Genomic DNA, 15153 nt, shown 5'->3' with positions numbered 1-15153 from the left:
GCCTTATCATTTGCAGCTCATTTTATCTCGCCTGATTGGTGAAGGCTAATAATAAGTGAGGATGGGAAAATTTTCTCGCTCATTAAAGTTTCACTTTATTTTAACTTTGAGAATGATGGTGATTTTTTTATGTTGAAAGTAAAACGTCCATTTGATGCCTATTTAGATGAAATGAATAAAATTACAATTTTGCTCCCACATGCGTATGGAACAAGTCGGACATTTCGTTTGCAAGAAGGAAGTAATGTGAAAGATTTACCGATTGCTCATACTATTGCACTTCCAGATGCAACGAAGTATGAGTGCTTTATAGAAGAGCCGCTAGATGTGGGGAAGTATTATACAGTACGAGATGAACGGAATGAAGAAACGGATTTACAAATAGGTGCTGTTATTCGAACAACAATTTTCGATGAAAAGTATTATTACGAAGGTACAGATTTAGGTGCTGTGTATCAAAAAGAAGAAACGACATTTAAAGTATGGGCTCCAACCGCAAGGCTTGCGAAAGTAAGAATTTATAAGAGTGATAAAGAATATACCGATCATGAAATGTACAGAGAAGAAAACGGAGTTTGGATTCAAACATTACAAGGGGATTTAGACGGAGCATGCTATACATTTCTTGTTTGTATTAATTTAATATGGAACGAAGCTGTGGATCCTTATGCAAAGTCGGTGACGGTAAACGGCAAACACGGTGTTGTTATCGATTTAGAAAAAACGAGTGTAACAAGACGAGAGGGATTACCACCATTACAATCAATGACAGATGCCATATTGTATGAACTGCATATTCGTGATGCGACTATACATCAAAATAGTGGAGTGAGTCAAAAGGGAACATATAAAGGATTGATGGAAGAGGGAACAACGGGACGGAACGGGACGTTAACAGGGTTGTCTCATATAAAAGATTTAGGTGTTACACATGTTGAACTATTACCTTTATATTGTTTCGGTGGTGTAGATGAGGCGAATCCTTCGTCCGCCTATAATTGGGGGTATAATCCATTATATTACAATGCACCAACAGGATTTTATGCTACAAATCCCTCTGATCCGTATAACAGGATAGTTGAGTGCAAACAACTAATTGAAACATTTCATGAACAAGGTATTAGGGTGATCATAGATGTTGTATATAATCATGTTTATGAAAGAGAGCTATCATCATTTGAAAAGCTTGTTCCAGGCTATTATTTTCGTCATGGTGAAGATGGTATGCCTTCTAATGGGACGGGAGTCGGAAATGATATAGCGTCTGAACGGAAAATGATGAGGAAATTCATTGTAGAGTCTATTTTATATTGGCTTACTGAATACAATGTCGATGGATTCCGATTCGACTTAATGGGAATTTTAGATGTTGATACAATGAATGTGATAGAAAAAGAAGTACGAAACATAAAACGAGATGCTTTATTATTAGGAGAAGGATGGGATTTACAAACACCACTTCCTGCCAAAGAAAAAGCAACGTTAAATAATGCGAAGAACATGCCGCATATTGCGCAGTTTAATGATCAATTTCGTGATGGGATAAAAGGGAGTACATTTCATATAAACAAGCGTGGTTTTGCATTTGGTGGGTCTGTAGACTGTAATCATTTGCAGTATATTGCAGCAGGAAGTCTTTTAAGTATGAAAGAAACAGGGCTGTTTCTAGAGCCGGCGCAAAGCATTAATTATGTAGAATGTCATGATAATATGACGATGTGGGATAAACTAGTGCGCAGTAATGAAGAATCAGAAGCGATTTTGAAAAAACGTCACCTGCTAGCGAGCGCAATGGTTATTCTTTCACAAGGCATTCCTTTCTTACATGCAGGACAAGAGTTTTATCGTACGAAGAAAGGAAATGAAAATAGTTATAATGCAAATGATGAGATCAATCAATTAGATTGGGATCAAAAAGAGAAAGAGATAGAGACTGTTAACTATATAAAAGGTTTAATTGCGATTCGTAAAGAGCATGGGGCATTCCGATTACAAAACGCAGACCTTATAAAAAAACATATGACTTTTTTACAAACATCTACAGAAGTACTTGCATACCACCTGCAAAATGTAAAATCGTTTGGACCGTGGAAAGAGATTGTCGTTTTATTTAATAGCGGTTTAGAAGCTAAAACGGTGCAACTTCCGAAAGAAGAAACGTGGCATGTGTTAGTAAACGAAAACGAAGCGAAAATAGATCCAATTTCTTCATTTAGAGGAAAGGAACTTAGGCTCGCTCCAATTAGCACGTATATATTGACGATAATGTGACAAATCGCTACTTGACGATGAGAATGTAATAAATGTAGAATTGACAAAGGTGACGATTTTGATAAGTTGTCATTCTATGACAGGTTTTGTAAAATAAAATAGAGGATTTTTGGCCTAGGCTAATTTTTCTTTTCATTTACAGTAAAATATATGAATCCACAACATGTGTAGAAATGTTGCGGTTTTTCTTTTCATAACTATAAAAGATAAGGATTTGTTAACGGGTAATGAATATGGAATGGTTGGAACAATTATTAGGAAAAGAGTGGAGTCTTGTACCGGCTGGTGGAGTAACGGGCGATGCATATATTGCGCAAAACGGACAACAGAAGTTATTTTTAAAGCGGAATACATCGCCCTTTTTAGCGGTATTGTCAGCAGAAGGAATTGTTCCAAAATTACTTTGGACAAGAAGGGTAACGAATGGTGATGTAATTTCTGCTCAAAAATGGCTTCCGGGACAGAAGCTAGAGCCAGAGGATATGAAACTAGAACGTGTTGCGAAACTTTTGAAGAAAATACACTCCTCTAAAGCGCTTGTACAGATGATTCAAAGACTTGGGAAGCAGCCGCTTCACGCACAAGAGTTATTACAACAACTGCAACTCGTTTTAAGAGGAGATATAAGGGATGATGCAACAATTCAGCAAGGCCTTCAATATTTAATGGGTTCATTAAAAGCTATTGAATACAATGAATTTGTTGTATGCCATTGTGATGTAAACCATAACAATTGGATATTGTCGGATGAAGATGAGTTGTTTTTAATTGATTGGGATGGAGCTGTAATTGCTGACCCGGCTCTAGACCTTGGTATGTTATTATATTGGTACATTCCGCGCCAGGAGTGGAGTGAGTGGCTCGGTTTTTATGATATTGAAATGGATGAATCGCTGCTTAGGCGTATGAGATGGTATGTGATAGCACAAACGATTTTGTCTATTCAATGGCATACAACAAAAAAACAGCAAGCAGAAGCTGAATATTGGCATCAATATTTACAGCAACTACTTGCTTCAGAATAATACTTAAGAAAAATTGTCCATTCCAGCAATCCACTGAGTAAGTTGTTCTTGATTATTGGAAATATGGTTGTCCAAATTAGAGGAAGATTTACCCGATTGACTATAAGAATATACATCGTTTAGCATTGTTTTAGCGTCACTACTTATATTATCGTTTGCGAGTAACGATTGAATGAGGCGCTCTAATTGCTCGCATTCTGAAACTGTCCCGCAGCAATCACTTTGGTGGTTGACTAAAATATCTTTCAGCACTTCTAATTGATGTTGTTGATTAATTGGCATGAACGGATCATCCTTTCGATTGTTTTTCTCTTCAAATGTAAGAGAAAAAGCTGTTTCGTCATGGAATGTTTAATGCTGTATGTAGTTTTTATCAAAATGGTACATCTTATACTTGAAAGAAACGGACCGAGTGCTCGTACGTACTTGGTTTTTTGTTTGGTAGATTAATTAAAAAAAGAAAGAAGGAATTATTCCTTTAAAATAGTTTTGTAAAGAGAGGGAGACATCTATGCGTTTAAGACATAAACCATATGCAATGGATCGAATTAACGAGTATTCACATATCGTAATCGGAAACCCAGAGGAGCGCGCTGGTAACTGGAAAGAAGTATTTGGAAATGAACAACCAATTCATATTGAAGTAGGTACAGGTCGTGGCCGCTTTATGTATGATATGGCAAAAGCGAATCCACATATTAATTATATTGGAATTGAAAAATTCACAAGTGTTGTTGTAGATGCACTTGATAAATTAATTGAAGAAGAAGTGCCGAACTTAAAGTTAATTAATAAAGATGCTGAAGATTTAACAGTTTTCTTTGCAAAAGGTGAGATTGATCGCGTTTATTTAAACTTCTCAGATCCATGGCCAAAGAAGCGTCATACGAAGCGTCGTTTAACGTATAAAACGTTTTTACGTAATTATGAAGAAGTGTTAGTAGAAGGCGGAGAAATTCATTTTAAAACAGATAACCAAGGTTTATTTGAATATTCTCTTATGAGTATGGCTGAGTATGGTATGTTACTAACGTACTTAAGCTTAGATCTTCATAACAGCGACTTTGAAGGTAACATCATGACTGAATACGAAGAGAAATTCTCTAGTAAGGGTCATCGTATTTACCGAGTTGAAGCAAAATATCGTACAGAGCCTATGCAGTAATGCATAGGTTTTTTTATGCCTAAAATAATCAGAATTTTATGTTAAGATTAATTAAAAGGGGGATGTGTAATGGAACAGTTACAAATTGGAGATATAAAAGTAACGTGGTTAAAAGGCGGAAATACACATTTAGATGGAGGCGCAATGTTTGGTGTTGTGCCGAAAGTACTTTGGTCACGTAAATATAAACATAATGACACAAATCATATTTACTTACGAACAGATCCGTTACTTTTACAAACGAAAGATGGAAATATGCTCATTGATTCAGGAATAGGAAACGGTAAGTTGAATGAGAAGATGAAACGAAATCAAGGTGTAACAGAAGAATCATCGGTTTATGAATCGTTAGAAAAACAGGGATTAAAGCCTGAAGATATTCAATATGTTTTAATGACACACCTTCATTTTGATCATGCATCTGGTCTAACAAAATGGGAAGATGATCACCTTGTACCGGCATTTCCAAATGCGAAAGTTTACGTAAGTGAAACAGAGTGGAATGAAATGAGGAATCCAAACATTAGATCACGTAATACATATTGGAAGGAAAATTGGGAGCCAATTGTAGATCAAGTTGTTACGTTCCAGCAAGAAATAGAAATTACAGATGAAATCAAGATGACGCATACCGGTGGTCATAGCGATGGACATGCAGTTATCGCTTTGGAGAGTCAAGGAGAAACGATGCTACATTTAGCAGACCTATTGCCGACACACGCGCATCAAAATGTATTATGGGTAATGGCATACGATGATTATCCGATGACTTCGATTGAAAATAAGCAAAAGTGGATGAAGTATGGTGCTGAAAAAGAGGCGTGGTTTACGTTTTATCATGACGCATATTATCGTGCTGTGAAGTGGAATGAGGAAGGACATATTGTAGAAAAAATAGAACGGAAAACGAGTATAGAAGCTTAAAAAGAGGAGATTGTTCCATCATATTTGTTGGAGCAGCTTCTTTTTTATTATCGGATTTTGTCGGTAAGTCGATATATTCGGAAAATCGCTGATATAATTTTAATCAATACCCACAATTTCAAAAAAATAAGAGGTTCACCTAATGGGAACCCTCCTTTTTATGCTGCTATAACTTCTAAAACAGTACCTGTTTTAGCATCAACTAAAAATTCAAATCGTTCTTGTATATCATCTAACATTGTTGTAAGACCGCCGCGATAAACTTCATATGCGACATCATATTTTTCAAATGTCTCTGGAACCATATGTACCCAAGAGCCAGTAATTTCACCTTTATGACTTAATGCTTGTTTCACCATTTTCAATGCTTTTTCTGAAGAAATATGGGATTGTTCTTGTACTTTGTTTGCAACGAGATAACCAGCTGCGAACCCAACGCCAAGACCTGCTACTAAACCTTTCCAACTCATATATTCACCTCAATTCTATAAAATAAAAATAGTGTACCAATAATAATTATAAAGCAAATACAGTTAAAAAAGAAGAAACTAGAAACATTTCGAAAATTTCGTTACAATAAAAGAGGTATTCTACTAAGGTTTGAAAGAAGGGGACTTCGTGAATAAAGAGACATTACAATTATTTCGTACGTTAACAGAATTACAGGGGGCATCAGGTTTTGAACATGATGTACGCCGTTTTATGAAACAAGAATTAAGCAAATATGCGGATGAAATTGTACAAGACGGTTTAGGTAGCGTATTTGGTCTGAAAAAAGGGGACGAAACTGGCCCGCGTGTTCTTGTAGCAGGTCATATGGATGAAGTAGGTTTCATGGTTACGCAAATTACGAAAAACGGAATGCTTCGTTTTCAAACGTTAGGCGGCTGGTGGAGCCAAGTTTTATTAGCACAGCGTGTACAAGTTATGACGAAGAATGGTCCTGTTATTGGAGTTGTTGGTTCTATTCCTCCTCATTTATTAAGTGACGCGCAACGTGCAAAACCGATGGATATAAAAAATATGTTAATTGATATAGGTGCAGATAGTTATGAAGATGCGATTGAAATTGGTGTAAAACCAGGACAACAAATCGTGCCGATTTGCCCATTCACACCGATGGCAAATGAGAAGAAAATTATGGCGAAAGCTTGGGACAATCGTTACGGATGTGGTCTTGCAATCGAATTGTTAAAAGAATTAAAAGATGAAACATTACCAAATACATTATATTCTGGTGCTACTGTACAAGAAGAAGTAGGCCTTCGCGGAGCGCAAACAGCTGCAAATATGATTCAACCAGACATTTTCTATGCGCTTGATGCAAGTCCAGCAAACGATGCATCTGGTGACAAAACGCAGTTCGGTCAATTAGGAAAAGGTGCTCTTCTTCGTATTTACGATCGCACGATGGTAACACATAGAGGAATGCGCGAATTCATTTTAGATACAGCAGAAACAAACAATATTCCGTACCAATACTTTATTTCACAAGGTGGTACAGATGCGGGCCGTGTACATACAAGTAACTCTGGTATCCCATCAGCAGTAATTGGTGTTTGTGCACGCTACATTCATACACATGCTTCAATTTTACATGTTGATGATTATGCAGCGGCGAAAGAATTAATTACGAAGCTTGTAAGAACAACAGATAAAACGACGTTAGAGACAATTAAGAATAACGCGTAGAGAAGAAGGGCGAAAAACCCTTCTTTTTTTAGGTTGAATAGATGACCCAGCGATGATTGGGAGCGGTCAGTGCTTAATTGGTGTTCGAATGATGTATGAAGACTCCAAGTAGGAAGTGAGAGGAAGGCTGTTTTTGTTTTCGAAGACGGTAATGTTGCTAGAAAAAACCTTCTTTTTTAGGCTGAATAGATGACTTGGTGATATGTGGTAGTGGTTGATACTTAATTCGTATCTGATGCGGATATTAGAATAGAATGATGAATTTTTATAGAGGTGAACGAAATGAAAGTAGTAGTTGGATCGAAGAATAAAACGAAAGTTGGTGCTGTGGAGAAGGTTTGGAAAGATGCTACAATTACATCTCTCTCTGTTCCTTCAGGAGTAGCAAATCAGCCGTTTTCAGATGAAGAGACGATGCAAGGAGCGATTAATAGAGCGAAGCGAGCGCTAGAGGAAGGAGAAGCTCCAATTGGTATTGGGCTAGAAGGCGGTGTGATGAAAACGGAGCACGGTTTATTTATGTGTAACTGGGGCGCGCTAGCAACAAGTGATGGGAAAGTATTTGTGGCCGGAGGAGCGCGTATTACGTTACCAGACGATTTTTTAGCACCTCTTGAAGATGGTAAAGAATTAAGCGAAGTGATGGAAGAGTTTGTACATAGAAAAGATATTCGTAGTCACGAAGGAGCGATTGGTATTTTTACAGATGATTATGTCGACCGCACGGAATTATTTGTACACGTTGTTAAGTTACTTGTTGGGCAATATAAGTATGACAAAAAGCAAGCATAAACCTTGCACCATGCGCGATGTATGGTAGTATAAAAGAAAGATTATAACATGAAAAATGCACTCGTTAGAGGAGGAAATATAGATGAAGTCATTAGAAAGCATGGAGCAATTCCAACAATTAAAAAATGAAGAGAATGTAGTCTTTATGTTCTCAGCAGAATGGTGCCCAGACTGCCGTTTTGTAGACCCATTTATGCCAGAAGTAGAAGAGAAATATAGTGATTTCTCATTTTACTATGTAGATCGTGATGAGTTTATTGATCTATGTGTAAAATTAGACGTATTTGGCATTCCGAGCTTTGTAGCGTACAATAAAGGTGAAGAAACTGGTCGCTATGTAAACAAAGATCGTAAAACACAAGAACAAATCGAAGAGTTCATTGAAGGTTTAAAATAAGGCAATTTGCCAATTGAATTGTAAAACAACCTCTACCTTCGCGGGGGAGGTTATTTTTTTGGAAGGGAGGAAAAAGAGATGAAGATGACAAGTAAAAAGATGAAAGACGAGTTAATGAAGAAATTATCTCGTCCAGAGTGGGACTTTCAGTATGATAGCGAGAAAGAGGTTCTACGTATAGAACAGAAAGACTCGAAAAAAGGTATTAACGTATCACTTCCAGGAGTTGTAGCAAAATGGGAAGTGAACAAAGAAAAGGCAATTGAAGAAGTTGCTTATTACGTACAAGAAGCGCTAATTGCGATGCATAAAGAAGAAAATAGCGGAGCAAAAATTTTACCTGTTATTCGTTCTACTTCTTTCCCGAAACAAGCAGAAGAAGGAAATCCGTTTATTATGACGGATCATACGGCGGAAACACGTATTTACTATGCGTTAGATTCGAATAAAACGTATCGACTAATTGATGAACGTCTGTTACAAAAATTAGAACTTACAGAACAGCAAGTGCGTGAAATGGCATTATTCAACGCACGCTCATTAGGTTATGAATTTAAACAAGACACAGTAGCGGGTAATACATTCTACTTTTTAAACACAAATGATGGGTATGACGCGACTCGTATTTTAAACGAATCGTTACTACAATCGATGCGTGAAAAGATTTCTGGTGACATGGTTGTTGCTGTTCCTCACCAAGATGTATTAATTATTGCTGATATCGTCAACGAAATCGGTTATGATATTATTGCACAAATGACAATGAAATTTTTTGCCGAAGGGCATGTTCCGATTACATCACTTTCATTCGTATATGAAGATGGAGAATTTGAACCAATCTTTATTTTAGCGAAAAATCGGAAGAAGACAGATGGAAAAGAGAAAGGATGAACGAAGTGAACGTTTTTTACAACCTTGAAGGAATTGGTGACACTTTAATTGTTGCCTTACAAGATATTACTTTAGAGAACCGTACTTTTGATCGCAAAGGAGATGTTGCACGCGTATACGATCGTGAAAGCAATATAACAGCAGGATTCAACATCTTTAATGCATCTTCTTATTTAGAAGTAACAGAAACAGGAAACCTTACATTAACGAAAGAGCTTGTAGAGAAAATCAACGAAGTTTTAGCGAAGAATGGCTTTGAAGAAACAGTAGAAGCAGATCTTTCTCCGAAATTTGTTGTAGGCTATGTAGCTGAAAAAGAGAAACATCCAAATGCTGATAAGCTAAACATCTGTAAAGTAGAAATCGGTACAGAAACATTACAAATCGTATGTGGTGCACCAAACGTTGATGCAGGACAAAAAGTTGTCGTTGCGAAAATCGGCGCTGTAATGCCAAGCGGTATGTTAATTAAACCGGCTGAACTTCGCGGTGTTCCTTCTTCTGGAATGATCTGCTCTGCACGTGAATTAGAGCTTCCAGACGCTCCACAAGAAAAAGGTATTCTTGTATTAGAAAATAGCTTTGAAGTTGGACAAGAGTTTAAATTTTAATTGATATAAGAAAAGAGAGGTTGTCCTTTTGGACAGCCTCTCTTTTCTTTTTGTCATTCTTTATCGGTAAGTCGAAATTTCTTGTTGAATCGTTGATATATTGAGAGTTGTGATAGATATACTCAAAAAATCGTAAATATGATAAGAATGTCACCTTTTTTCTTAAAATCTATATTGTATTTTATAAACAAACTAGTTAAAATTTAGAAAAATAGAAGGGGATAGACGTATGAAACAACAACCAAAAATCGCAGAACTTCTAAAACGAATTGAAACTTCAAAACAGCAAGATGTTGAGCTAGGTACTTATGAAATATATGTGTTTAGTGAAAGTGAATTAGAAAAAGGACAAATCGGTTACCGATATGATAAACATAAAAATTCATTAATAAGTGAAGAAAACGGAAAGTGGCAAGAAGGATGGATTGCAATTGGATATGAAACGGATATGGGTGATCCAGTTTTCGTAAATATAGATGATAACGCTTATCCGGTTTATACTGCAGAGCGTGGTACAGAAACGTGGCATCCTGTTTATATTGGAAATATGGATGAGATTATAGGGCAATTATAAGAAAAACTTTGAATCCGGTGCAAAGTGATGGGAGAGAAGTATGAAGTATATAAAAATAATGAGCATGATTGCATTCATTGGAATATATATGGCTGGTTGTTCACAAGAGCAGCCGAAAAAAGAAACTACATCTTCTATACAAGAGAAAAGAAAAGATACCAAAGAAGACGCACCGGTAGAAAAGCAGCAAGAACAAGAAAAGAACGAAGAATCGCAAGCAATTAAAACGAATGAGCAAGTGGAGCATAAGCAGGAGGAAGTGCCGACTGAAGAAAAGATAGAGGAAACTACACCGGTGCTGCCAACTGAGCAACCAATGCAAAATAATGAACAAAAAGTAGAGAGTAATGAAAAACAAGAGAAGTTTCTCGTCGTTATTGATCCAGGGCATCAACAAAAAGCGAATTTAAATTTAGAGCCGATTGGGCCAGGGGCAACAACACAAAAATATAAAGTCACAGATGGTACAACTGGTGTTGTGACGAAAAAAAGAGAGGCCGTACTTGTATTAGAAATGGCTTTCGTATTAAAAGAAAAGTTAGAAGCGAAGGGAATGCAAGTATTAATGACGAGAACGTCACAAGACGTTGATATAAGTAATAAAGAACGGGCGACATTCGCAAACAATCATAAGGCAAATTTATTTTTACGTCTTCATGCAGATGGTTCTGAAAATCCAAACCAAAGTGGATTTGCTGTATTGACGCCAGCAGAAGACAGTCCGCATACGAAAGAGATTTATGCGGAAATCCTTCAAATCTCTCAAATGATTGTAAATAAAATGAGGGAGAACCAGCAAGTGAAAGTAAATGGAATTAAATTCAGGGATGATCTTTCTGGATTTAATTGGTCCAAAGTACCTGGTGTACTATTAGAACTTGGGTTTATGTCAAATCTTGAAGAAGATAAAAAATTATCTGACCCGCAGTATGTAAATTCTTTATTGCAAAGTGTAACGGATAGTATAGATGCATATCGGAAGCGTAAAGCTTAAGCGCAGTCTTACATGAAAGGCTGCGTTTTTCCATATGAAACACTCGTAAATTAGAATATTGTGGATAAATATGACATGCTTAATTTTACCTGCACTTTTTGCCGAATGCTGATACAATAAAGGATGTTACTATTTAGTAGAAAGAGTGGTAAGCATGTTAGATTGGATGAAAAAGTTGTTTAACAAAGAGGAAGAACAAACAGCGTTGAATAAAGAAGTACAAAAGCAAATTGAAAGTCAGCCGAAAATTCCTCGTGTAAACCACTACACTGAAGCAAGAGAAGCACAAATGGCAAGTAGGAATGCAGGTAAATGCCGTTTTCCTTTAGTACCGGATAATGGGTTCGATGAAGAGGATGAAAGAGAAGTAGATCACTTCGAAGAACAACCTGTTCAAGGAGTAACATATGAAGAACCGACTGCTCAAAGAGGAATACAGGTGGAAAGAAGCAGACGACCGTATGTGGAAAAGGTAGTTTCTACATATGAAGAACCGGAAGTACAATATGAACCGGTGCGAGAGGCTGTCGTTAAAAAGGCATCTGCACCTTCGCAAGAGAGTAACCGTAGACCATTTCGTCCAACAGAAATGATTTCGCCAATTTATGGATATAATCGTCCTTCAGTAGAGAAAAAGGTTGAAAAGCAGGAGGAAGTAAAAGAAAGAGAAGATCTTGAAATATCTGTAGAGGGCAAAGCAGTTGTTGATGCATGGTTAGAGAAAAAAGGATATACATTATCAGATTTCTCAGAAGGGCAAGCAACGTCTTCTTCGCCTAGTCATGAATCGGTTGGTCAACAGGATAAAAAGCAAGAAAAATCAGTTGTTGATCAATGGCTAGAGAAAAACGGTTATGAAATCGAACGCCAAGAGCCTTTAGTAGAAGAAAAAGAAGTAGTGGTGTTAAACGAAAACAATCTACAAGAAGAATTAGTGGCTTCTAAAGTAGAGCACGAGGATACAATATTATCAGAAGAAATTAAACGTAATACAGAAATAAAACAACCTACTATTGAAGTGGAAAAGCAAGCTCCAGAAGAATCAGTGATTGTCAAAGCAGAAGAAAAACTTGCAGAAACAATCATTGTGGAAATACCAGAAGAGCCAGAAGAAGTGGAAGTAATTACAGAAACAGAAGAGCCAGAAGAAGTGGAAGTAATTACAGAAACAGAAGAGCTAGAAGAAGTAGAAGTAATTACAGAAACAGAAGAGCTAGAAGAAGTAGAAGTGATTGCAGAATCAGAAGAAGTGGAAGTAATTGCAGAAGCAGAAGAGTCAGAAGAAGTAGAAGTAATCGCAGAAGCAGAAGAGTCAGAAGAAGTGGAAGTAATTACAGAAACAGAAGAGCCAGAAGAAGTGGAAGTAATCGCAGAAGCAGAAGAGTCAGAAGAAGTGGAAGTAATTGCAGAAACAGCAGAGCCAGAAGAAGTGGAAGTAATTGCGGAAACAGAAGAGCTAGAAGAAGTAGAAGTAATTGCAGAAACAGAAGAGCCAGAAGAAGTGGAAGTAATTGCGGAAACAGAAGAGCTAGAAGAAGTAGAAGTAATTGCAGAAACAGAAGCACAAGAAGAAGTGGAAGTAATTGCGGAAACGGAAGAGTCAGAAGAAGTAGAAGTAATTGCAGAAATAAAAGCGCCTGTAGTAGAGACATTTGTAGCACTTGAGGAAATTCAGCAAGAAGATGAAGCGATTGAACAAAAGAGTGAATTCATACATGTAGCTGAGGCTGATGAACAGACAAAGAACGACGTTCAAAGCTTTGCGAATGTTTTACTTGCAGAAACAGAAGAAAATAAACGAGTTGTAGAAGAAGCGCCAGTCGCAGAAGAACAACGAGTTGTAGAAGAAACACCAGTCGCAGAAGAACAACGAGTTGTAGAAGAAGCGCCGGTCGCAGAAGAACAACCAGTTGTAAAAAAAGAAGAACCAAAACGTGAGAAAAAGCGTCATGTACCATTTAATGTTGTTATGTTGAAACAAGATAGAACACGATTAATGGAAAGACATGCAGCTAGGGCAAATGCAATGCAGCATTCTGTTAATGTACGAGTAGAGAATAGACCAGTGCAACAAGTAGTAGCAGAACCACAAGTGGAAGAACAACCAATGCAGCAGGTGGTAGCAGAACCACAAGTGGAAGAACAACCAATGCAGCAGGTGGTAGTAGAATCACAAGTGGAAGAACAACCAATGCAGCAGGTGGTAGTAGAATCACAAGTGGAAGAACAATCAGTGCAGCAAGTAGTAGCAGAGCCACAAATGGAAGAACGCCCAGTGCAGCAAGTAGTGGAAGAGCAAGTACAAAAGCCAATTTCAAGTACGGAAGTACAAGAGAAAGCATATGTTGTAAATCAAAGAGAGAACGATATGCGAAATGTATTGCACACACCACCGACATACACTGTTCCGCCATTAGCGCTGTTGTCGATTCCGCAGCAATCAGCGCTAGATAATACAGAATGGTTAGATGAGCAAAAAGAATTATTAGATACAACGTTTAATAATTTTCATGTTGGAGCACATGTTATTAATGTATCGCAAGGGCCAGCAGTAACTCGTTTTGAAGTGCAACCAGACCCAGGCGTGAAAGTAAATAAAATTACCAATTTAAGTGATGATATTAAGTTAAGTTTAGCTGCGAAAGATATTCGTATTGAAGCGCCGATTCCAGGGAAGAGTGCGATTGGAATTGAGGTTCCAAATAAAGAAAGTAAGCCAGTATTTCTTCGTGAAATTTTAAGAAGTCCTGTATTCACAAAGAGTGAATCACCGCTTACTGTTGCGCTTGGACTTGATATTTCAGGTGATCCAATTGTAACAGATATTCGAAAAATGCCGCACGGACTTATTGCGGGTGCAACGGGTTCAGGTAAAAGTGTGTGTATTAACGCGATTTTAACGAGTATTTTATATAAAGCGAAACCGCATGAAGTGAAGTTAATGTTAATTGATCCGAAGATGGTTGAGCTTGCACCATACAATTCTGTTCCACATCTTGTAGCACCTGTTATTACGGATGTAAAAGCAGCGACAGCGGCTTTAAAGTGGGCAGTCGAAGAGATGGAACGCCGTTATGAATTGTTTGCGCACGCTGGTGCTCGTGATTTAACTCGTTACAATACGATTGTAAGTGAGCGAGAAATTCCAGGAGAAACATTACCTTATATCGTTATTGTCATTGACGAGTTAGCCGACTTAATGATGGTAGCACCTGGTGATGTTGAGGAAGCGATTTGTCGTATTGCGCAAAAAGCACGTGCTTGTGGTATTCATTTATTAGTAGCGACGCAGCGTCCATCTGTAGATGTTATTACAGGTTTAATTAAGTCAAACATTCCAACGCGTATTGCGTTTACTGTATCATCTCAAGTTGATTCGCGTACGATTATTGATATTGGAGGCGCGGAGAAATTACTTGGCCGTGGTGATATGTTATTTTTAGGGAACGGTACATCTAAGCCAGTTCGTGTACAAGGTGTATATGTATCGGATGATGAGATTGAAAAGACAGTTGATCATGTGAGAAAGCAAATGAAGCCGAATTACTTATTTAAGCAAGAGGATTTATTAGCGAAAACAGAACAGGCTGAGTCGGAAGACGAATTGTTCTTTGAAGCATGTCAATTTGTTGTAGAACAAGGGGGAGCGTCCACATCTTCTGTACAGCGAAAATTCCGCATCGGTTATAATCGCGCGGCACGTCTCATTGAGGAGATGCAATCGCAAGGAATTATTTCTGAAGCAAGAGGGACGAAGCCAAGAGATGTCCTTATTTCTGAGGATGAATTCGCTGCTATGCAGGAAACGAATGTATAG

14 protein-coding genes are annotated in these 15153 nt (G+C 37.6%); 12 read left to right on the top strand and 2 right to left on the bottom strand.

The window, feature by feature from the left end; all coding sequences use genetic code 11:
* The first annotated feature begins 129 nt into the window (after positions 1–129).
* Both pulA and DOS87_RS25720 read left to right on the top strand, forming a co-directional pair.
* On the top strand, positions 130–2271 hold the full coding sequence (gene pulA / locus DOS87_RS25725) for a type I pullulanase (RefSeq protein ID WP_000921762.1): 2142 nt from the start codon (positions 130–132) through the stop codon (positions 2269–2271).
* A gap of 227 nt (positions 2272–2498) precedes the next feature.
* Positions 2499–3296 carry a phosphotransferase family protein gene (locus DOS87_RS25720; RefSeq protein ID WP_002162466.1) on the top strand — a complete coding sequence of 266 codons (798 nt, stop codon included), beginning with the start codon at positions 2499–2501 and terminating at the stop codon, positions 3294–3296.
* Between the two features lie 3 nt (positions 3297–3299).
* On the opposite strand, the gene DOS87_RS25715 is transcribed toward DOS87_RS25720, so the two are convergent.
* The gene (locus DOS87_RS25715) at positions 3300–3578 is read right to left on the bottom strand and encodes a YtzH-like family protein (RefSeq protein ID WP_001122235.1); all 279 of its coding nucleotides are present in this window, start codon (positions 3576–3578) and stop codon (positions 3300–3302) included.
* A gap of 229 nt (positions 3579–3807) precedes the next feature.
* Between DOS87_RS25715 and trmB the strand changes: the two genes are divergently transcribed.
* Positions 3808–4461, top strand: a complete 654-nt coding sequence (gene trmB, locus DOS87_RS25710) for a tRNA (guanosine(46)-N7)-methyltransferase TrmB (protein WP_001239383.1) — start codon at positions 3808–3810, stop codon at positions 4459–4461.
* Between the two features lie 69 nt (positions 4462–4530).
* Positions 4531–5385, top strand: coding sequence for a YtnP family quorum-quenching lactonase (locus DOS87_RS25705; protein ID WP_000436873.1), 855 nt, complete (start codon positions 4531–4533; stop codon positions 5383–5385).
* A 158-nt stretch (positions 5386–5543) separates the two neighbouring features.
* Here the strand turns inward: DOS87_RS25705 and DOS87_RS25700 are convergent, their stop codons facing one another.
* Positions 5544–5855 carry a PepSY domain-containing protein gene (locus tag DOS87_RS25700; RefSeq protein ID WP_000118541.1) on the bottom strand — a complete coding sequence of 104 codons (312 nt, stop codon included), beginning with the start codon at positions 5853–5855 and terminating at the stop codon, positions 5544–5546.
* Between the two features lie 148 nt (positions 5856–6003).
* Here DOS87_RS25700 and DOS87_RS25695 point away from each other — a divergent pair, with 148 nt between their 5' ends.
* The 8 genes from DOS87_RS25695 to DOS87_RS25660 all read left to right on the top strand — a co-directional run bounded on the left by DOS87_RS25695 (position 6004) and on the right by DOS87_RS25660 (position 15153).
* A complete protein-coding gene (locus DOS87_RS25695; protein WP_001031517.1) occupies positions 6004–7077 on the top strand; it encodes a M42 family metallopeptidase in 1074 nt (357 codons plus the stop codon).
* Between the two features lie 282 nt (positions 7078–7359).
* Positions 7360–7869, top strand: a complete 510-nt coding sequence (locus DOS87_RS25690; protein ID WP_000869954.1) for a DUF84 family protein — start codon at positions 7360–7362, stop codon at positions 7867–7869.
* An 82-nt stretch (positions 7870–7951) separates the two neighbouring features.
* The gene (locus tag DOS87_RS25685; RefSeq protein ID WP_000838193.1) at positions 7952–8266 is read left to right on the top strand and encodes a thioredoxin family protein; all 315 of its coding nucleotides are present in this window, start codon (positions 7952–7954) and stop codon (positions 8264–8266) included.
* A 78-nt stretch (positions 8267–8344) separates the two neighbouring features.
* Positions 8345–9157 (top strand): DUF1444 domain-containing protein, encoded by an 813-nt coding sequence (locus tag DOS87_RS25680; RefSeq protein ID WP_000784606.1) that lies wholly within the window; start codon positions 8345–8347, stop codon positions 9155–9157.
* A complete protein-coding gene (gene ytpR, locus DOS87_RS25675; protein ID WP_208730139.1) occupies positions 9154–9768 on the top strand; it encodes a YtpR family tRNA-binding protein in 615 nt (204 codons plus the stop codon). Before DOS87_RS25680 ends, ytpR begins: the two co-directional genes overlap by 4 nt.
* A gap of 229 nt (positions 9769–9997) precedes the next feature.
* A complete protein-coding gene (locus DOS87_RS25670; RefSeq protein WP_000813351.1) occupies positions 9998–10342 on the top strand; it encodes a hypothetical protein in 345 nt (114 codons plus the stop codon).
* Between the two features lie 40 nt (positions 10343–10382).
* Positions 10383–11336, top strand: a complete 954-nt coding sequence (locus DOS87_RS25665) for an N-acetylmuramoyl-L-alanine amidase (RefSeq protein WP_142330478.1) — start codon at positions 10383–10385, stop codon at positions 11334–11336.
* Between the two features lie 154 nt (positions 11337–11490).
* Positions 11491–15153 carry a DNA translocase FtsK gene (locus tag DOS87_RS25660; RefSeq protein WP_208730138.1) on the top strand — a complete coding sequence of 1221 codons (3663 nt, stop codon included), beginning with the start codon at positions 11491–11493 and terminating at the stop codon, positions 15151–15153.

It is taken from the genome of Bacillus sp. CR71 (assembly GCF_003429245.1).
Classification (GTDB): Bacteria; Bacillota; Bacilli; order Bacillales; family Bacillaceae_G; genus Bacillus_A; species Bacillus_A thuringiensis_S.
The sequence above is the reverse complement of the archived record's forward strand: the minus strand, read 5'-3'. Positions and strand labels throughout refer to the sequence as shown.